Genomic DNA, 19,039 nt, shown 5'->3' with positions numbered 1-19,039 from the left:
CCATGCGCGCCCCGGACGCGGCTGTCCAGGCCGGCGTGGGGCTGCGCACGCCGCACTACCGCGCCTTCCTCGAAGGACGCCCGGCGGTCGGCTTCATCGAAGTCCACAGCGAAAACTACCTGGCGCGCGCCGGCTGGGACTGGCACGTCCTGACGCAACTGCGCCGCGACTATCCCATCAGCCTGCATGGCGTGGGGCTCGGGCTCGGCTCGGCGCGCGGTTTTTCCGGCGCCCACCTGGCGCGCGTGCGCGCGCTGGTCGACGCCGTCGATCCTTTCCTCGTCTCCGAACACCTGAGCTGGGGCGCGCTGGCCGACCGCCAGCTCAACGACCTGCTGCCCCTCACGCTCGACCAGGCCGCCCTTGACTTGGTGGCCGGGCGCGTGGCGCGGGTGCAGGACGTGCTGGGGCGCCGGCTGCTGGTCGAAAACGTCTCGACCTATGTACGCTTCCGCGCCGATGCGATGAGCGAAGCCGCCTTCCTGGCCGAACTGGCGCGCCGCACCGGCTGCGCCATCCTGCTGGATGTGAACAATCTCTACGTCAACCAGCACAACCATGGCGAAGACGCGCTGGCCGCGATCGCCCTGCTGCCCGTGGGTTGCGTCGGCGAGCTCCACCTCGCCGGCCACCTGGAAACGCCGCTGGCGCTGGTCGACCACCATGGCGCGGCCGTCAGCGACGCCGTCTGGGAGCTGTACCGCGCCGCGCTGCAGCGCTTCGGCCGCCTGCCGACATTGGTGGAATGGGACGCCGACATCCCGCCGCTCGAAGTCCTTCTTGGCGAGGCCGCCAAGGCCGACCGGATCGGCGGCGGCTACCCGCCGGCCCACACGACGCCTTTCGTGGCGCAAGGCGCCGGCCACACCGCCGGGGCGAACGAGGCACTGGCCCATGCCCAGCAGCAGTTCGGCAACGCGCTGTTCGACCGCGAGCAGGACGCCGGCCTGGCGCCGCTGCTGAACGACGGCGGGGCAGGGCGCCTGGCCCTCTACCGCGGCAACCTGGGCGCCGGCTGGGAGCGTGCGCTGGCGGACGCCTATCCGGTCGTGCGCCAGCTCGTCGGCGACGCATTCTTCGCAGGCCTGGCGCGCGCCTATGGCAAGGCTTTCCCCTCGCTCGACCCTGACCTGGCCGGCTTCGGACAGCGCTTCGCGGATTTCCTCGACGGTTTCGCCCCGGCCGCGCCGTTTCCCTATCTGCCGGACATGGCGCGGCTGGAATGGGCGGTACACCGCGCCTACCTGGCGCCGGACCTGGCGCCGCTTGGCATCGATGCCCTGGCTAGCATGTCGCCGCAAGACCTGGAAGCGGCCCGCTTCACCCTGCATCCTTCCTTGAGCGTGCTGCGCAGCCCGTGGGCGACCGCGCCGCTCTGGCACGCGCACCAGGGCGGCGGGCCGGCCCTGCCGTCGACAGTGGATGCGCCGTGCGTGGCCCTCGTGGCGCGGCCGCGCTGGACAGTGGAAGTGGTGGAACTGGGCGAGCCGGAAGCTGCTGCCCTAGAGCGGCTGGCGGCGGACGCCAGCTTCGGCGACGCGATCGACGCCATGCTGGCCTGCGGCGAGGGTGGCGCTCCGGACATCGGCGCCATGCTGCAAGCCTGGTTCAGGCGCGGCCTGGTGGCCGCAATCGTGCTGGACAGCGAAGCTTAGTGGAAAGCGCGCAGGATGCGCTGTTCTCCCGAATAGTCCTGGTAGCGCTCGTTGGCGGCGCGGGTAGCGGCCATCATGCGCTCGAGCTGGGCGTCTTCGAAACGCGCCAGTTCTTCGTTCGCGGCTTCCAGGGCCAGCGCCAGCTTGGCGCGCGCGGTCTGGTACAGCACGCTCGTGTAGTGATCGGTGTTCTTGAGCAGTTCTTCCGCGTTTTCGATCACCAGACGCAAGTCTCCAATGAGTTGTTCCTGCGACTGCGACTGCGCGCAGCGGTTCGGGGTTTCCATCGCTTCACCTTTAGCCGTTGATATTGGTCGATACCTGATGGCTAAAATATAAACAAGGAAGCCCCGTTCTGTTTGTTAGCGCGCAAACATAAGCCCGCCATTCATGCGCAGTTATTGCACACGGATCTGGACGTCGCCCAGGGTCACGGTCTGGCCGGCGCGGATCTTGGCGGTCTTGCGCAATTCCTTCTTGCCGTCGACCTTCACGCCGCCGCCGGCGACCAGGTGCTTGCCGGCGCCGCCGCTGTCGACCAGGCCGACCAGCTTGAGCAGTTGGTTGACCTCGACGAACTCCTCGGTCAAATCGAACACTATTTTTTGCATGTTTTCCTCGGGTGATGGGACCTTATTCGACCGCGTCGGGCCGGGTCATGTCGATCGGCACGATCCATTGGTCGAATTGCTGCTCGTTCACGAAACCGGACTGCAGCGCGGCCTGGCGCAGGGTCAGGCCTTCGTGCGACGCGGTCTTGGCGATTTGCGCGGCGCGATCATACCCGATGTGTGGCGCCAGTGCGGTCACCAGCATCAGCGATTTTTCCATCAGCTCGGCGATGCGCTCGTGGTTGGGCTCGATGCCCTGGGCGCAATGGGTGTCGAAGGAGCGCATGCCGTCCGCCAGCAGGCGCGCGCTTTGCAGGAAGTTGTGCGCGATCATTGGCTTGAACACGTTCAGCTCGAAATTGCCCTGCGAGCCGCCCACCGTGATGGCCACGTCGTTGCCGAACACCTGGCAGCACAGCATGGTCAGCGCCTCGCACTGGGTGGGATTGACCTTGCCCGGCATGATCGAGCTGCCCGGCTCGTTTTCGGGAATCGTGATTTCGCCCAGGCCCGAGCGCGGCCCCGACGCCATCCAGCGCACGTCGTTGGCGATTTTCATCAAGGCCGTGGCCAGGGTCTTCAGGGCGCCGTGGCTGGATACCAGCGCGTCGTGCCCGGCCAGCGCCATGAACTTGTTCGGCGCCGTCTTGAAGGCCAGGCCCGTGAGCGAAGCCAGTTCTGCGGCAATGCGCGGCGCGAAGTCCGGATGCGCGTTCAGGCCGGTGCCCACCGCCGTGCCGCCGGCCGCCAGCGCCAGCAGGCCGGGCAGGGTGGCGCGGATCGCGCTTTCCGCAAATTCCAGCTGGGCGACATAGCCGGAAAACTCCTGGCCGAGCGTGAGCGGTGTCGCGTCCTGCAGGTGGGTGCGGCCGATCTTGACGATGTCCTCGAAGTCGCGCGACTTGCGCAGCAGCGTCGCGCGCAGCTGCATGAGCGCCGGCAGCACGTCTTTCGCCACCGCCATGCCGGCCGCCACGTGCATGGCGGTGGGGAAGATGTCGTTCGACGATTGCCCCATGTTGACGTGGTCGTTCGGGTGCAGCAGGCGCTGCTCGCCGCGCTCGCCCTTGAGGAGCTCGGAGCCGCGGTTGGCCAGCACCTCGTTCATGTTCATGTTGCTCTGGGTGCCGGAGCCGGTCTGCCAGACGGCCAGCGGGAATTCCTGCGGGTGCTGGCCGGCCAGCACTTCGTCGGCGGCGCGGATGATGGCGTCAGCCTTGTCGGCGGGCAGCTTGCCCAGCGAACGGTTGACGGCGGCGGCGGCGCGCTTGACTTGGGCCAGGGCGGCGACCAGTTCCGGCGCCATGCGCTCGGTCGAGATGTGGAAATGGTGCAGGGAACGCTGGGTCTGGGCGCCCCACAGGCGATCCGCGGGAACCTCGATCGGTCCGAAACTGTCCTTTTCAATCCTGTTGTTCATGCGCATGTCCTGTCGAATGCAAGGCTGGGATTAAAGAGTTTATCGCAATGTCCGTTAATGACGAACAGGCTTCATTTTTGCACCTACTTATGGCGTTTCGCCTTCCCTTGTTATTGAGTTGCGCGCTGCTGGCCGGCGCCGCTTCGGCGGCCGAGCTCGGTGAGCCGCGCGTGGGCTCGTTCATCGGCCAGCCGCTGGTGGCCGACATCGAGCTCACCATGCTGGAAGACGCCGCCACGCCGGTACAAGTCCGCCTGGCCAGCCCGAACGTCTACCACGGCGCGCATATCGCGATGCCGCCGGTGCTGTCCACGCTCACGTTCTCCGTCATGCGGCGCGATGGCAAGCAATTCCTGCATGTGACTTCCCTGAAGCCGGTCGACTCGGCCCACCTGCACCTTTATCTGGAGCTGGGCGACGGGTCGCAGCGTGGCGTGCGCCTGGCCACCTTGTGGCTGTCCCCGGATCCGCAACCGGCGCCCCCGCCGCTGCCGGTCGTGGCGCTTGCGCCGCCTGTCGTGGCAAAGCCGGTCCCGGCCAAGGCCGTCTTGGCGGAGCCGATGCCGGCCAACAAGCCCGCGCCTGCACCGAGCCGTCCCAAGCCGACGTTGGTGGCGCCGCCGCCCAAGCCGGCGCCGCCTGCGGCGCCGAAGCCGGCGCCAGCACCCACGCCGGCGCCGGCCGCCTGCGTCGCCCAAGTCCAGCCCGAGCAGAACGCCTGCGCCGCCCTGGGCGTGAAGAATGCGAAGCTGCACGAGCAGCTCGGCCAGCTCGAGGGCAAGGTCAAGCAGCTGCAGGCCGCGATGGGCACGGCGGCGGCTGCGCCCGTGCAGCCAGTCAGGCCCTACAAGCTGAAGAAGAAAAAGCTGGAGCCGCCGCCGCCCGAGGCGGACACGCCCTGGCTGCTGGTGGGCGGCGCCATTGCCGGCGTGCTGGCCCTGCTGGCGGGCCTCTTCGCGCTGGCGCGCCGCAAGAAGGCAGGCAAGCGCAAGCCTGTCCCGCGCCGCGCCGAGCCGACCGTTCCCCTTGGCGCGCGCCTGAAAGCGCGGCTGGGCAGCCTGGGCAAGGCGTCCAGGACGCCCGCGCCGGCCGCGCGCGCGGCTGCGCACGACTCGTCTACACAAGTTTGAGATTTGCGTTATACTAAAAATGTGGTCGTTTAGATCACAAACGGCACAGAGGCCTGGCGCAGCCACCACCGATAGCGTGGCGCGGAAAGCAGGCAAACGTTGAAGAAACGCCTGTGTCCGGAAGCAGTTCGTGAGCCGGCCAAGGCAGCGAACGCCGGATGCAACCGGCAAGAGGCGACGCCAGGAGATACCTGGTGCTCGCTCTCCCGAATTCCTCGCCCGGGCGGCTGCCCGGGTGCGAACGAAAGCGCCTGCGGGCGCTTTTGTCATTTCCGGCGTCTTGTTATGCCATGCAAAGCGCATGACGGCCAGCCTGCTGCGCACTGATCGGCGCTACAATCGCGGGTACAAGAATAGCCGCACATTATGAAAAACTGGATCAATCGTTTGATGGGCAGCGCCGATAGCCAGGCCGCCGCCGAGATAGCCGCCGCGCAGCCCGACGCCGCCGCGCCGGACGCGCCGCCCGACGCCGCCCAGGCCGACGAACTGTATTACCGCTGGCTGCTGGGCCCGGCCGGGTTCGACGCGCCTGCGGAGACCGAACAATTGATCCTGGAACAGGTGCGCAGCGTGGCGCAGAACCCGGCCGTGGCCGCCGAGCTGGTGCCGCGGGTGCCCGAACTGATCCCCAAGCTGCTGCGCAGCCTGCGCGACGAGAGCGTGACCACCGGCGAATTGTCGCGCCAGGTGGCAGAAGACGTGGTGCTGGTGGCCGACGTGCTGCGCGAAGCAAACAGCGCCTATTACCGCCCGATTACCCCGATCAAGACCCTGGACGCCGCCATCATGCTGCTGGGGCAGAACGGCCTGCGCATGCTGCTGGCGCGCGTTGCCTTCCGTCCGGTGATCCGGATGCAGGAAGCCGGCTTCGCACGGCGCGCGGCGCCGCTGGTCTGGAACCATTCCGAGAAATGCGCGGTGGCGGCCAGCCTGATGGCGCCGGGGCTGACGGCCGATATCTTCGAGTCCTGCCTGGCCGGGCTGATGCAGGATGTGGGGCTGATCGTGGCCTTCCGGCTGGCCGACCGGGTCTGCCAGAACGGCAAGGTGCCCAGATCGCCGGCCTTCGGCATGGAGCTGCTGGCGCGCAGCCGGCAATTGTCGGCCGTGATCGCCACGCACTGGGATTTCCCGAACGGCGTGACCGATGCGATTGCGCTGGCGGGCGATCCGGGCGGATCGAGCCTGGCCCAGGCGTTGGCGCAGGGCGACCATATCGCCAAGCTGCGGATCCTGATCGATGCGGGGATGCTGTCGGAGGACGATGCGCTGGTGGCGGAGGGCTTGAACAGTTTCCAGCGGCGCTGCCTGGGGAAGCTGAGTAACCTCGAAGAGTAGGGTGGCAAGTTCCTTGGCCACGCGGTGCTCGTTCAGGGCTCCGTTCTCGCGCCGGATGATGCAAGCGCAAACTATCGCCGCGTGGGCAGGAAACCTGCCCACGCTACGGGGGACGGCAATTCAAATATCGGCCGCTAGAGGCAATAAAAAAGCACCCGCAGGTGCCTTGAGCTGTATTCCGTACCGATCAATGCGCGCACATCGCGCGATCCAGCTGGCCCATCCAAGGCTCGGTCACGTCGCGGATCGCGCGGTCGTTGGCCATCAGCTGCTTGATCAAATCGATCTTGCGCTGGCGCTTGGCGCCGTCCAGGGCCGGCACGCCGCAGATCGCGGCGCCTGCGGCCACGCTTGCCTGGACGTTCAGCTTGTCGAAAGCGGTCCATTCGCCTGCCTGCGCCGCATGCTTCATCTGGCCCGTCAGGCCGGCGAGGTTTTCGTACATCGAGAGAACGTCGTTCGATTTCATGTTAGCACCGAGGCAAGGTTCGCCGGCTGGATTACCGGCTATCTAAGGCATTTACGGATGGGCTGTCGGGAACTTGAGGGTTTTCTTCGAAAATAATTAAAATATTTTTCGCGGGCCATGAATGTTGTCAGTCATGCATGGTCAATCGCGGGTGCATGGGCCAGAATGCCCATCGCCATTCCTTGAATTCAGCAGTTTGGCCGCGTTTTATGCAGTCTGTCGCATTCCAGGGGCAGGGCGCAGCCGGCATGCTTACCCTGCAGGCTGGGTTCTTGCGCCAGGGCGCGAGGCCGACATCAAATAAAAACAGATTCGAGAGAGAACTCTATGAGAGACATGCTAGTGGCGCGCGCCGCGGCGGCCGCGTTCGCGCTGACCGCGGCCACGGCCCAGGCCGAGGCGCCGTTTTCGTTCGCGGCCACGCCGGGCAAGCTGCCCAAGGACGTGATTCCGCTGCACTATGACGCCCATATCATGCCCGACGTCGCCGGCAACAGCTTCCGCGGCCAGCAAACGGTGGAGATCGAGGTCCTGAGCCCGACCTCGACCATCATGCTCAACGCGGACAACCTGGAGATCGACGCGGCCAGCCTGTCCGGCAGGGGCATCGGCAAGCTCGCCTTGAACCCGGTGCTGGACAAGGCGCAGCAAACCCTGCGCTTCGACCTGTCCACGCCGCTCGCGCCGGGTAAGTACGAGCTGGCCATGCGTTTTCGCGGCCAGATCAACCGCGAAGGGCGCGGCCTGTTCTACGTCAACTACAAGGCGGGCGGGGCGGACAAGAAGCTGATCGCCACCACCATGGCCCCGAGCGACGCGCGCCGCATGCTGCCGACCTGGGACGAGCCGGCCTTCCGCGCCCGCTTCAAGCTGACGGTCGACGTGCCGGGCCATTTCAAGGCGTATTCGAATACCCCGATCGAGAAGCAGGAAAAACTCGCGGGCGGCGTGCAACGCATTTCCTTCGGCACGACCCCGAAGATGCCGAGCTACCTGGTGGTGCTGGTGGCGGGCGAGCTGGAGCGCCTCGCCGGCAAGCAGGACGGCGTCGACATCGGCATCGTCACCACCGAGGGCAAGCTCGGCTCGGCCGTGTTCCCGCTGGCGGCCACGCGCGATTTGCTGCATTACTTCAATAACTACTTCGGCATCCCGTATCCGCTGCCGAAACTCGACCAGATCGCGATTCCCGGCGGCTTCAATGGCGCCATGGAAAACTGGGGCGCGGTGGTCTACAACGAGCCGACCCTGCTGTACGACCCGAAGAAAAGCCCGGAAAAGGTCAAGAAATTCACCTTCAACATCAACGCCCACGAGGTCGCGCACCAGTGGTTCGGCAACCTGGTCACCATGGCCTGGTGGGACAACCTGTGGCTCAACGAAGGCTTTGCTTCCTGGATGGCGTCCAAGGCGACCCAGCACTTCCATCCGGAATGGCGTCCCTACCTGGACAGCGTGGCCGAGCGCGAATACGTGATGAACCTGGATGCACGCAAGACCACGCACGCGATCCAGACGCCGATCGACACCGAAGCGCAGGCCGCGGCGGCTTTCGATGCCATTACCTACGAAAAGGGCGAAGCCTTCCTGCGCATGCTCGAGGCCTACCTGGGCGAAGACTCCTTCCGCAAGGGCATGCGCGCCTATATGGCCAGGCACCAGTATTCGAATACGACCTCAGCCGACCTGTGGGCGGCGCTGGAAAAAGCTTCCGGCAAACCAGTGGCCAAACTGGCCTCGGACTGGACCACCCAGCCGGGCTTCCCTTTAATTAAAGTGGAGCAGGTCTGCGAGGACGGCAAGCGCAAGGTCACGCTGTCGCAGGAACAGTACCGCCTGGACGAGCCGCCCGTCGAAAAGCGCCTGTGGAACGTGCCGCTGCAGGTCGGCACCGTCAACGGCAAGGCCTGGTACACGCTGCTGTCCGGCCCCAGCACCACGCTGACCCAGGCCAGCTGCGAGGGCGCGCTGGTGGTCGATCCTTACAGCGTGGGCTATTTCCGCCTGCATTACGACCCAACGAGCTTCCGCGCGCTGGCCGAGCAGGCCCCGCGCCTGCGCGACAGCACGCGCTTGCGCCTGCTGGCCGACACCTGGAGCCTGGCCTCGAACGGCCGCATGGGCCTGGACGGCTACCTGAACCTGGTGCGCCGCTACGGCGAGGAGCCGCGCCTGGCGGTGTGGGAAGCGATCCTGTCGCACCTGCGCACGCTGGACTCGCTGGCGCGCGGCGAGCCGGAACGCGCCCTGATCCGGCGCTTCTTCATCGACCTGGCGCGCCCGAAGTTCGAGCAGCTCGGCTGGGAAGAAAAGCCGGGCGAAACGCTTGAGGACGCCCAGCTGCGCGGGATGCTGGCGACCTCGCTGGCGCGCGCCGGCGACCCGGCGGCGATCCAGCAGGGCCGGGCGCGCTTTGCGCGGCTCCTGCAAGACCCGGCCGCGGTGCCGCCTTCGATGATCGACTTCGTCACCGCCACCGCCGGGCGCTATGCCGATTCGGCTACCTACGACATCCTGGCCGCCCGCGCGGCGAATGCCCCCACCAGCGAGGAGCGCAACCGCTACGGCCGCGCAATGGCCGCCGCGCAAGACCCGGCCCTGGCGGCGCGCACGCTGCAGTCGCTGCTCTCGCCCCAGACCCCGCCGGACCTGGTGCCGTATATCGTGGGCGGCGTCGCCAACGAGCATCCGGACCAGACCTGGAACTTTGCCGTCGCCAACCGCGAAGCGCTGCTGAACAATATGGAATCCCTGGGCCGCAACGCCGTGTTCGCCAGCATCGTCGCGTCCTCCAGCAACCCGGCGCATGCCGAGATGATGGAAGCCTATATGCGCAAGAACTTCGGTCCCGATGGCGTGGTCGAAGCCGAGCGCGTCGGCAATGGCGTGCGCGTGCGGGCGGCCCAGAAGGCGCGCCTGCTGCCGCAGGTACGCGCCGCCCTACAATATTTGCACCACAACTAAGTCGCCATCATTCACTGAAGGGAAGCTATGAAGACCAGCTGGACTCCAATCAAGACCGCCGTCACGCTCGCCCTGTGCGGCGCCGCGCTTGCCTGCCTTCCTGCCCAGGCCGCCGGGCAGGCCACGCCGGCCGGGCAAGCCGCCAGGCCGGCCGCCGCCGTCATGCTGCCGGGCGACGACTTCTACGCCTGGGCCAATGGCGAGTGGATGGCCAAGACCGAGATTCCGGCGGACCGCGGCTCCTGGGGCTCGATGACGGCGCTGGCCGACGAGAGCAACGGCCGCATCGTCAAGCTGATCGAAGAAGCGGGCGCGAACAAGGCGGCCAGCGCCGAGGCGCGCAAGGTGGCCGATTTCTACGCTGCCTACATGAACGAAAGCGCGATCGAGGCTGCCGGCCTGGCCTCGCTCAAGCCGCGCCTGGCGAAGATCGACGCGATCAAGGACCGCTCAAACCTGGCGCAGGTGCTGGGCGAATTCCTGCGCGCCGACGTCGACCCGCTCAACGCGACCAATTTCAGCACCCCGAACCTGTTCGGCATGTGGATCAACCAGGGGTTGACCGACCCGTCGCGCAACGTGCCCTACATCCTGCAGGGCGGCATCGGCCTGCCGGACCGCGCCTACTACCTCGACGCCAGCCCGAAGATGGCCGAGCTGCGCGGCAAATACCAGCAATACATCGCGTCGATGCTCAAGCTGGCCGGATATGACAACGCCGGGCAGCGCGCCGCGAAAATCTTCGCGCTCGAGTCCGAGCTGGCCGAAAGCCACGCCACCCGCGAGGAATCCAGCGACATCCAGAAGGCCAACAACCCCTGGGCCATGAAGGACTTCGCCGCCAAGGCGCCAGGCATGGACTGGGCCGCCTTCATGAAGGGCGCGCGCCTGGACAAGCAGGACCGCTTCATTGCCTACCATCCGGGCGCGCTCAAGGGCGCCGCCGAACAGGTCGCCGCCACCGACCTGGGCACCTGGAAGGATTACCTGGCTTTCCACAGCCTGAACCAGTACGCCGGCACGCTGCCGAAGGCCTATTCCGACCTGCGCTTCGAGTTCTACGGCAAGGGCCTGACCGGCTCGCCGCAGCAGTCGCCGCGCTGGAAGCGGGCGCTGGCCGCCACCAATGGCGCGATGGACGACGCCGTCGGCAAGCTGTATGTCGCCAAGTACTTCCCGGCCGAGAACAAGGCGCGTATCCAGAAGATGGTCGCCAACATCAAGGACGCCTTCACCCGCCGCATCGACAAGCTCGACTGGATGGCGCCTTCCACCCGCGCCCAGGCCAAGGAAAAAGTCCGCACGATGTATGTCGGCGTGGGCTATCCGGACACCTGGAAATCGTATGCGGGCCTGCAGGTCTCGAACCAGGATGCGCTGGGCAACGTGATGCGCGCCCAGGAATTCCACACGACCCAGCAGCTGGCCAAGCTCGGGAAAAAACCGAGCAAGACCGAGTGGGCGATGCCGCCGCAGCTGGTCAATGCCGTCAACCTGCCGCTGCAGAATGCGCTGAACTTCCCGGCCGCGATCCTGCAGCCGCCGTTCTATGACCCGAAAGCGCCGGATGCGCAGAACTATGGTGCGATCGGCGCCGTGATCGGCCACGAGATCAGCCACAGCTTCGACGACATGGGCGCCCAGTTCGACGCCCAGGGCCGCCTGCGCGACTGGTGGACCAAGGAAGACCTGGCCCATTTCAAGAAAGCGTCGCAGAAGCTGGTGGAGCAGTACAACACCTACAAACCCTTCGACGACCTGGCCGTGAATGGCCAGCTCACGCTCAGCGAGAACCTGTCCGACCTGGCCGGCCTGGCCGCCGCATATGACGCGTTCAAGGTCTCGCCGAGCGGCAAAGGCACGGGCGTGGAAGCCGATCGCGCCTTCTTCACCGGCTTCGCCCACGCCTGGCGCACCAAGATGCGCGAAGCCTCGATGCGCCGCGTGGTGCTGACCGATGGCCACGCACCGGGCCAGTACCGCACCTATACCGTGCGCAACCTGGACGCCTGGTACAAGGCCTTCGATGTGCAGCCGGGGCAGAAGCTCTACCTGGCGCCGGAACAGCGCGTGCGGGTCTGGTAAGCCGGGGCAGGGCGGGAGAGCCGCAGGTTCGCCCGCCCTGCAGCGCGTGCGGCATTTAGCGCCGATAATGCCGTATTCCTTATCGGCGCCATCATGACCCCCGACGACATCTCCCACCGCACGCTGGAGCACTACAACCGCAATGCCGAGGCCTTCTTCGCCGGCACGATCGACCACGACGTGGTGCAGAACATCGAGGCGCTGCTCGGCGCCATCGAAGCGCAGGCGCCGTTCACGATTCTCGACCTCGGCTGCGGCCCGGGCCGCGACCTCAAGACGTTTACCGAACGCGGCCACAAGGCCATTGGCCTCGATGGCAGCGAACGTTTTGCGGAGATGGCACGCGCCTATAGCGGCTGCGAAACCTGGTGCCAGGATTTCCTGCACCTGGACCTGCCGCAAGCCATGTTCGACGGCATTTTTGCCAATGCCTCGCTGTTCCACGTTCCCAGCGCCGAGCTGCCGGGCGTGCTCGCGAACCTGCATGCCACGCTGAAACCCGGCGGCGTCCTGTTCAGCTCGAACCCGCGCGGCGACAACCGCGAAGGCTGGAACGGCCCGCGCTACGGCAGCTATCACGACTACCCCGCCTGGGAAGGCTTCCTGGTCGCGGCAGGCTTTGTTCCGCTGCACCATTACTATCGCCCGCCCGGCTTGCCGCGCGAACAGCAGCCCTGGCTGGCCAGTGTCTGGCGCAAGCCGCTCCGTTAATTCGCGAACAGAGCGCGCCGGCGTTCAGGCCTAAGGTGGGCTCTCGGTTCACAACCACCTGAGGTGAAGCAATGAACAAGGATCAAGTCAAAGGCAAGGCGAAGGATGTCGGCGGCAAGCTGCAGCAAAAGGTCGGCGAAGCCACCGGCAACCGCCAGGCCCAGCGCGAAGGCGTCTCCAACCAGGCCGAGGGCAAGGTGCAGGAAAAGGTCGGCGATGTGAAAGACATCGTCAAGGGCAACCGCTAAGCTTCCCGGTTCCACATGAAAAAGCCGCGCACTGCGCGGCTTTTTCATGTGACGGCACTCAGCCGGGCTGGTGCTTTTTCCTGGAATGGTCGCCCAGTATGTCCTCGATGTACAGCATCTCGACCAGCACCGCCAGGCCCGCCGCCAGCGGCGTGGCCAGCGCCACGCCGGCAAAGCCGAACAGGGTGCCGAACACCAGCTGCATCACGATCACCAGCGCCGGCGGCAAGTCCACCGCTCGGGCTTCGATCATGGGCTGCAGCACATAGCCTTCCACCAGCTGGATGCCGACGAACAGCAGCACGGTGTACAGGGCCAGGTCGGGACTGATCGACAGCGCCAGTAGCACGGCCGGGATGCCGGCCATGATCGGGCCGAGGTAGGGGATGAAATCGAGCAGGCCGGCGATGATGCCCAGGATCAGGGCCAGCGGCACCCCCAGCAGGCTCAGGCCGACCGAGGTCACGACGCCGACGATCAGCATCGACGCGGCTTTTCCCATCAGCCAGCTCGACAGCGTATGGCCCAGTTCCTTCTGGACCTGGCGCGCACGCGCACGCCGGCTTTGCGGAATCAGGCGGATGAAGCCGTTGGTGTAGAGCTGCGGCGAGGTGGCGAAGTAGATGCCGACGAACAGGATGATGATGACATTGCCCAGGGCGCCGACGACGCCGCCGAAGAACAGGCCCGCATTCGGCACCATGTTGCCCATCTGCTTGACGATCTGCTCGGGCGGCGGCAGTTCCGCCACTACGCGCTTGAGCAGGGGATGCTGTTGCACTTCGCTTTGCAGGCGTTCGACTGCCGCCGGCACTTCCTTGGCCAGCTTGCTGGATTGTTCGGCGATCCGGGGCGCCATGGCCCAGCCTCCGAGGCCGATGACCGCGGCCAGCAGCAGCACGACGATGCCCAGCGCGAGTTTGCGGTTGATACCCAGGCGCTGCGCCAGCACTTCACTGAGCTTGTACAGCAGGATGGCGCACAGGATGCAGGCGAACACCAGCAACAGGGCGTCGGCTGCGAGCACGATGGCGGCGACGCCTGCGACGAACAGCACGGCGATGCCGCTAATCATCGTCATGCGGCGCGCGACGCGGCGCTTGACCTGGGGTGGATCGGCGGAGAGTTCTTGTTCCTGGCTGGTCATGGCAAACCCTTGTTAAGCAGCAGCGCCGCGTTGACAAAAGATTAGCATTCACCAAGGCAAAATGTCGCGCGGGAGGCGTTGCCGTGCTGTGTGCGGACGCGTACAGAAGGCCAGGACAGTCCGGTCTATTCTGAACTCAATGCATGGCCATCCGGGCATGTTTTCTTAAGGAGAAGACCATGAACAAGGACCAAGTTGCGGGCAAGCTGAAGGACATCGGCGGCAAGATTCAGGAAGAGTTCGGCGATGCGATCGACAGCCCGGAGCAGGAAGCCAAGGGCCTGGCAAACCAGGTCGAAGGCAAGACCCAGAAGAAACTGGGTGACGTGCGCGAGGCGCTGGACGATGCGACCGACGGCCGCACCACGACCACGACGACGACCCGCCGTCCATAACGCCGGTTTATCGGCGTAATGAGAAACAGCCGCCATGAGGCGGCTGTTTCGCCTGATGGGTCAGGCGTTCGTTCCCGAGCGCTTGTCCTTGAAAAATTCCCACGCGGCTTCCGCGACTTCCACATCGGCATTCTGCCGGCCCACCAGCGCCTGGACGAAGCCGGGATAGCGCCTGCGCCGGCTCGGCTCCACGTGGCCGCCGCCTTCGATCCTGATCAATTCCACCTGAATACCGGTAGGCGCCGCTCCCCAGACGAAACGGGTGGCGCGGGTCTTGTCCCAGCCATTGGCCTTGGCGACCGGATGGACTTGCGCGACGTCCGGCAGGCCGGCCAGCGCGCGCCATTGCCTGGCGCTGTCCTCGATGCTGCCGACCGGATCGGCAAACCACAGGGTATAAACATATTTGCCGCCGCCATACGGCATCAAGGGGTCGCGCGTCGCCCCGACGATCTGGGCCGACAGGGGAGTGGCGGGCCTGGGGCCGCATCCGGGTGGCGGCATCGAGGCCAGTACCGCCGAGAATGCCGCCAGCTTGTGCGGCAGTTCGGCGGCCACGCGGTAAGCCATGTGGCCGCCGCGCGAGACCCCGATCAGGTAGACGCGTGCCGGATCGACCCCATGGCAGGCAATGGCCAGGTCGATCAGCGCGCCGATGAAGGCGACGTCGTCCTGCCTGGCCACGCGCGCGGGGCTGGCGAAACAATCGCTCCAGCCGGCCTTGCCCGCCGCGGGCGCCAGCACCACCAGCTCCTCGCGTGCGGCGATGTCCAGCCAGAGCGACAGGGGCGAGGCGGGAAACGCCTGTCCGAGCACCTGCTCGGGCGACGCGCCGGCGCCGTGCAGCACCACCACCAGGGCGCGCCCGGCCGTGGCAGGCGCGTCCGGCGTGGCGATCAGGTAACGACGCTCGCCTTCCGGGCGCGGCAGGCTGGCGGCCACCGGCGCCAGGCGCGGCGCGCTCGCGCGCTCGTCCCGGTCGAGCAAGGCGTGCAGCAGGCGGGTGAATCGGATCGGCAGCATGGAAAGACGGAGTAAAGGCAAAAAAACAGCCGCGGACTGCGCGCGGCTGCTTCGTGCTGGACCGTTGCAGGCGGCTTATTTTGCCTGCACGCCGCCCAGGTTCTTCTTGAAGAAGTTCTCGATCATGCCGTACACGTGGCGCTGGTTGACCTTGCCCGAGATGCCGTGCTTGGCGCCCGGATAGGTCATCAGCTCGAACCGCACGTTGCGCTTGACCAGCTCGTCGATCAGGCGGGTGGTGTTGGTGAACAGGACGTTGTCGTCGGCCATGCCGTGGATCAGCAGCAGGGGCGACTTCATGCCGTCCAGGTGGGCGAACACGCCGCTGCGCTTGTAGGCTTCCGGGTCCGATTTCGGCGTGCCGCCGACGTAGCGTTCGGTGTAGTGGGTGTCGTACAGCGCCCAGTCGGTGACCGGGGCCACCGAGACGCCCATCGCGATCTTGTCGGAGGCGGCCGCCAGCAGGCGCAGGGTCATGTAGCCGCCGTAGCTCCAGCCGAATACGCCGATGCGCTTCGGATCGACAAAGCTCTGCTGGGCCAGCCAGTCGACGCCCGCCACCTGGTCTTCGACCTCGACCTTGCCGAGATTGTTGTAGAGCGCATCGGTAAAGGCGCGCTCGCGGCGGCCGGAGCCACGGTTATCCAGGCGGAACACCACGAAGCCCTGCTGCGCCATGTACTGGTCAAAGTAATTGCCCCAGGCGCGGGTCACACGCTGCGAGTGCGGGCCGCCGTAGGTGAACAGGAAGACCGGGTAGCGCTTGGTCGCGTTGAAATTGGCCGGCTTGATGATCGAGTAGTGCAGCGTCTGGCCATCCTTGGCCTTCATCGTGCCGTATTCGGTCGGCAGGTGGTCGGCGATGTGCTTGGCGTAGGGGTGGGTAGCGTTGAGCTCGTTCTTTTCCAGCCATTGCACCATCGTGCCGTCGGCGCGGCGGATCGACACCTGGGGCGGGGTCGTCGGGTTCGAGTAGGTGTCGACAAAGATCTTGCCATTGCCTGCAAAGGCGGCCTCGTGCCAGCCGTCGCCGGCCGTGATGCGGGCCGGGTTGCCGGCATTGCTGCCGTCGAGCTTGAGTGCATAGGTCTGCTTGTCGATCATCGCGTCCTTGCCCGACGAGATGTAGACGCGGCCCGCCGCTTCGTCGACGGCCAGGATGTTGTCCACGCCCCATTCGCCTTGCGACAGCGGGTACTGCAGCTTGCCGTCCAGCCCGTACACGTAGAGGTGCTTGCGGCCGCTGCGCTCGGACGCCCAGATGAAGGCCTTCTTGTTCTTCAGGAAGCGCAGGTCGTTGTTGATCTCGACCCAGGTCTTCGAGGTTTCGGTGAGCAGTGGGCGCTGGGCCAGGGTATCGACGTCGACGGCGACGAGGTCCAGGCGCTTCTGGTCGCGGGTCTGGCGCTGGTACACCAGGGTTTTTGCGTCCGCGCTGAAGTCGGCGCGCACCAGGTAGATGTCTTTCTCCGCGCCGAGGTCCACCTTGCGTTGCTGGCCGGTGGCCGGGTTGACCACCATCAGCTCGATCAGCACGTTCGGATCTCCCGCGGCAGGGTAGTGCTGGTCGATCACCTCGGTGCGGTCGGCAAAGATCTCGAAGCGGCGCGCGACCGGCACCGGGGCTTCGTCATAGCGGCGGTAGGCAATCGCGGAGTCGTCCGGCGCCCAGTAGTAGCCGGTGTGCTGGTCCATCTCTTCCTGTGCGACGAATTCGGCTTCGCCGTTGTGGATGGTGCCCTTGCCGTCCGTGGTCAGCTGGCGCTCGGCGCCGGTCTGCAAATCGATCACCACCAGGTTCTGGTTGCGGACAAACGAGACGTAGCGGCCCTTTGGCGAAATCTTCGGGTCGGTGACGTTGCCCGAGGCGACCTTGCGCGGCGCATCCGGCTTGGCGGCATCGACCAGGAACAGGTCGCCGCCGATCGGCACCAGGAGCTGCTTGCCGTCCGGCGACCAGTAATAGGCGATGATGCCCGACAGGCCGGCGGTGCGGGCGCGCTCGCGCCGTGCCTTCTCTTCCAGCGACAGCTCTTCGTTCGGCACCAGGCGCTTGGAGTCGACCAGGCGCTGGGTGCGCTTGGTCTTCATGTTGTATTCCCACAGGTCCTGCTGGTACTGGTTGTCGGCACGGCCGCGCAGGAAGGTGACGCGTTCGCCGTCGGGCGACACGCGCAGGTTCTTCACGCTGGCGCCGGCCAGGGCCGGGTCGCCGTAGATACGGTCCAGCGTCAGGCGTTCGGCCGATGCGGGAGCGGCCGCGAGCGCGGCCAGGAGGAGCAGGAGAGGGCGCATGAGTGTCTCTGGTATAAGTTAATTTGCTACAACTGCGGAACGATACCAGAGTCCCCCTCGAAAAGCTGTAATTACGCGGGGACTTTCAGCGCCGCCCCCTCGCGGATGCGCTGGCGTGCGATCTTCTCGAAGGCCCAGGTCAGCAGCACCGCGGCAATGGTCAAAGCCACGACCAGGCCGATCCAGAATCCGGTGGTTTCCATGGGCGCTGCCGGGATCCAGGGGAACCACTGCGGCGCCAGCCCCAGGATGCAGCCCAGCGGCAGCGACACGCCCCAGAAAGCGACCAGCTGGATGAGCATCGGCGGGCGCGTCACCTGGTAGCCGCGGATGGCCGAGGCCGTCGCCACCTGGGTGGCGTCGGAGAGCTGGAACAAGGCCGCGAACAGCAGCAGGTGGGCGCAGGCCGCCTGCACCGCCGGGTCCGAGGTATACGCCGCCGCGATCTCCCACCGGAACAGCGCGATGCACAGCGCCGACAGCGCCCCGAAGGCCACCGACATGCCCACGCCCACCCAGCCGGCAAAGCGGGCGCGCTCGGGATTGCCTTCGCCCATGGCCTGGCCGACCCGCGTCATCATGCCGATCGAAAAACTGAGCGGCACCATGAACACCAGCGAAGCGAAATTCAGCGCCACCTGGTGCGAGGACACGGCCACCACGCCGAAGCGCGCCACCAGCAGGCTGATCAGGGCAAAGGCGCTGACTTCGGCGAAATAGGTGACGCCGATCGGCACGCCCAGGCGCAGCATGTGGCCGATCTCGGGCCAGTGCGGGCCTTCCCAGCCGGTGAAAGGGTAGGTGAGGCGGTAGGCCGGGGAATAGCGCACCCAGAACACCATGGCGGCGAGCATCAGCCACATGCCCACGGCAGTGGAGACCGCGCATCCCACCGCGCCCAGTGCCGGGAAGCCCCAGTTGCCGTACACCAGCAGCCAGTTCGAGGCGACGTTGAACAGCAGGCCGAAGATGGCGATCCACATGATCGGCAGGGTCTGGTTGATGCTGGTGGTGTAGCCGTACAGCGCGCGGTAGCAGGCAAAGGCCGGCATGCCCAGGCTGATCACGTGCAGGAACAGCGCGGCGCGGTCGGCCACGTGCTGGTCCAGGCCGACGTGGTCGAACAGCAGGGTGCACAGGTTGGCGAACAGGCAGGCCACCAGCCCGACGATCACGCCTTTCCACAGCGACTGGCGCACCGAATGCGGGATCTGGTCGTGGCGCGCCGCGCCGATCTCGTGGGCGACGACGGTGTTAATCGCCATCATCGTGCCCATGACGGTGACCAGCACGATCGACCACACCGAGGTGCCGAGCGAGACCGCGGCCAGTTCCTCGGCGCTGACGTGCCCGGTCATGGCCACGTCGGCCACGCCCATGCCCACGGTCGCGAGCTGGCCGACCAGCATCGGCCAGGACAGGCGCCACAGTGTGGCGATTTCGGTACGGACCGGCGTGGCGGCGGTGGCGGGGGACATGGCGGCGGTCATGGAGGCAGGGGACGGGATCTGGAGCCCGTCATTTTACTGACTAAGCGGCAAGTTC

16 protein-coding genes are annotated in these 19,039 nt (G+C 66.3%); 8 read left to right on the top strand and 8 right to left on the bottom strand.

What is annotated here, in order from left to right; genetic code table 11:
* Positions 1-2 precede the first annotated feature (2 nt).
* Positions 3-1,655, top strand: a complete 1,653-nt coding sequence (gene bufB, locus AC3XQU_RS10000; protein ID WP_489874006.1) for an MNIO family bufferin maturase — start codon at positions 3-5, stop codon at positions 1,653-1,655.
* On the opposite strand, the gene AC3XQU_RS09995 is transcribed toward bufB, so the two are convergent.
* The 3 genes from AC3XQU_RS09995 to fumC all read right to left on the bottom strand — a co-directional run bounded on the left by AC3XQU_RS09995 (position 1,652) and on the right by fumC (position 3,686).
* Positions 1,652-1,942, bottom strand: a complete 291-nt coding sequence (locus AC3XQU_RS09995; protein WP_489874005.1) for a DUF883 family protein — start codon at positions 1,940-1,942, stop codon at positions 1,652-1,654. The two genes, bufB and AC3XQU_RS09995, sit on opposite strands and share 4 nt — an antisense overlap.
* A gap of 111 nt (positions 1,943-2,053) precedes the next feature.
* Positions 2,054-2,266, bottom strand: a complete 213-nt coding sequence (locus tag AC3XQU_RS09990; RefSeq protein WP_489874004.1) for an RNA-binding S4 domain-containing protein — start codon at positions 2,264-2,266, stop codon at positions 2,054-2,056.
* A gap of 22 nt (positions 2,267-2,288) precedes the next feature.
* Positions 2,289-3,686 carry a class II fumarate hydratase gene (gene fumC / locus AC3XQU_RS09985; RefSeq protein ID WP_489874003.1) on the bottom strand — a complete coding sequence of 466 codons (1,398 nt, stop codon included), beginning with the start codon at positions 3,684-3,686 and terminating at the stop codon, positions 2,289-2,291.
* Between the two features lie 89 nt (positions 3,687-3,775).
* Between fumC and AC3XQU_RS09980 the strand changes: the two genes are divergently transcribed.
* Together AC3XQU_RS09980 and AC3XQU_RS09975 are read left to right on the top strand one after the other, a co-directional pair.
* Positions 3,776-4,816 (top strand): type IV pilus assembly protein FimV, encoded by a 1,041-nt coding sequence (locus AC3XQU_RS09980; protein WP_489874002.1) that lies wholly within the window; start codon positions 3,776-3,778, stop codon positions 4,814-4,816.
* Positions 4,817-5,182: 366 nt separating this feature from the next.
* Complete coding sequence (locus AC3XQU_RS09975) at positions 5,183-6,157, top strand: HDOD domain-containing protein (RefSeq protein WP_489874001.1); 975 nt, start codon at positions 5,183-5,185, stop codon at positions 6,155-6,157.
* A 187-nt stretch (positions 6,158-6,344) separates the two neighbouring features.
* Here the strand turns inward: AC3XQU_RS09975 and AC3XQU_RS09970 are convergent, their stop codons facing one another.
* A complete protein-coding gene (locus AC3XQU_RS09970) occupies positions 6,345-6,626 on the bottom strand; it encodes a flagellar protein FliT (protein WP_489874000.1) in 282 nt (93 codons plus the stop codon).
* A gap of 327 nt (positions 6,627-6,953) precedes the next feature.
* On the opposite strand from AC3XQU_RS09970, the gene AC3XQU_RS09965 reads away from it, so the two are divergent.
* From AC3XQU_RS09965 to AC3XQU_RS09950, 4 genes are all read left to right on the top strand, one after another.
* On the top strand, positions 6,954-9,590 hold the full coding sequence (locus AC3XQU_RS09965) for a M1 family metallopeptidase (RefSeq protein ID WP_489873999.1): 2,637 nt from the start codon (positions 6,954-6,956) through the stop codon (positions 9,588-9,590).
* A gap of 27 nt (positions 9,591-9,617) precedes the next feature.
* Complete coding sequence (locus tag AC3XQU_RS09960; protein ID WP_489873998.1) at positions 9,618-11,675, top strand: M13 family metallopeptidase; 2,058 nt, start codon at positions 9,618-9,620, stop codon at positions 11,673-11,675.
* Between the two features lie 93 nt (positions 11,676-11,768).
* Entirely contained in the window at positions 11,769-12,386 is a 618-nt protein-coding gene (locus tag AC3XQU_RS09955; RefSeq protein WP_489873997.1) for a class I SAM-dependent methyltransferase, read from the top strand.
* A gap of 71 nt (positions 12,387-12,457) precedes the next feature.
* Positions 12,458-12,634 carry a CsbD family protein gene (locus AC3XQU_RS09950; RefSeq protein ID WP_489873996.1) on the top strand — a complete coding sequence of 59 codons (177 nt, stop codon included), beginning with the start codon at positions 12,458-12,460 and terminating at the stop codon, positions 12,632-12,634.
* Between the two features lie 58 nt (positions 12,635-12,692).
* Here the strand turns inward: AC3XQU_RS09950 and AC3XQU_RS09945 are convergent, their stop codons facing one another.
* Positions 12,693-13,781 (bottom strand): AI-2E family transporter, encoded by a 1,089-nt coding sequence (locus tag AC3XQU_RS09945; RefSeq protein WP_489873995.1) that lies wholly within the window; start codon positions 13,779-13,781, stop codon positions 12,693-12,695.
* 179 nt (positions 13,782-13,960) lie between these two features.
* On the opposite strand from AC3XQU_RS09945, the gene AC3XQU_RS09940 reads away from it, so the two are divergent.
* Positions 13,961-14,176 carry a CsbD family protein gene (locus AC3XQU_RS09940; protein ID WP_489873994.1) on the top strand — a complete coding sequence of 72 codons (216 nt, stop codon included), beginning with the start codon at positions 13,961-13,963 and terminating at the stop codon, positions 14,174-14,176.
* Positions 14,177-14,236: 60 nt separating this feature from the next.
* On the opposite strand, the gene AC3XQU_RS09935 is transcribed toward AC3XQU_RS09940, so the two are convergent.
* The 3 genes from AC3XQU_RS09935 to AC3XQU_RS09925 all read right to left on the bottom strand — a co-directional run bounded on the left by AC3XQU_RS09935 (position 14,237) and on the right by AC3XQU_RS09925 (position 18,972).
* Positions 14,237-15,199, bottom strand: a complete 963-nt coding sequence (locus tag AC3XQU_RS09935) for a CE1 family esterase (protein WP_489873993.1) — start codon at positions 15,197-15,199, stop codon at positions 14,237-14,239.
* A 75-nt stretch (positions 15,200-15,274) separates the two neighbouring features.
* Complete coding sequence (locus AC3XQU_RS09930; protein ID WP_489873992.1) at positions 15,275-17,494, bottom strand: S9 family peptidase; 2,220 nt, start codon at positions 17,492-17,494, stop codon at positions 15,275-15,277.
* 71 nt (positions 17,495-17,565) lie between these two features.
* Positions 17,566-18,972 (bottom strand): MATE family efflux transporter, encoded by a 1,407-nt coding sequence (locus tag AC3XQU_RS09925; RefSeq protein WP_489873991.1) that lies wholly within the window; start codon positions 18,970-18,972, stop codon positions 17,566-17,568.
* Between the last annotated feature and the right edge of the window lie 67 nt (positions 18,973-19,039).

Source organism: Telluria sp. AZSoR62 (assembly GCF_058111565.1).
The sequence above is the reverse complement of the archived record's forward strand: the minus strand, read 5'-3'. Positions and strand labels throughout refer to the sequence as shown.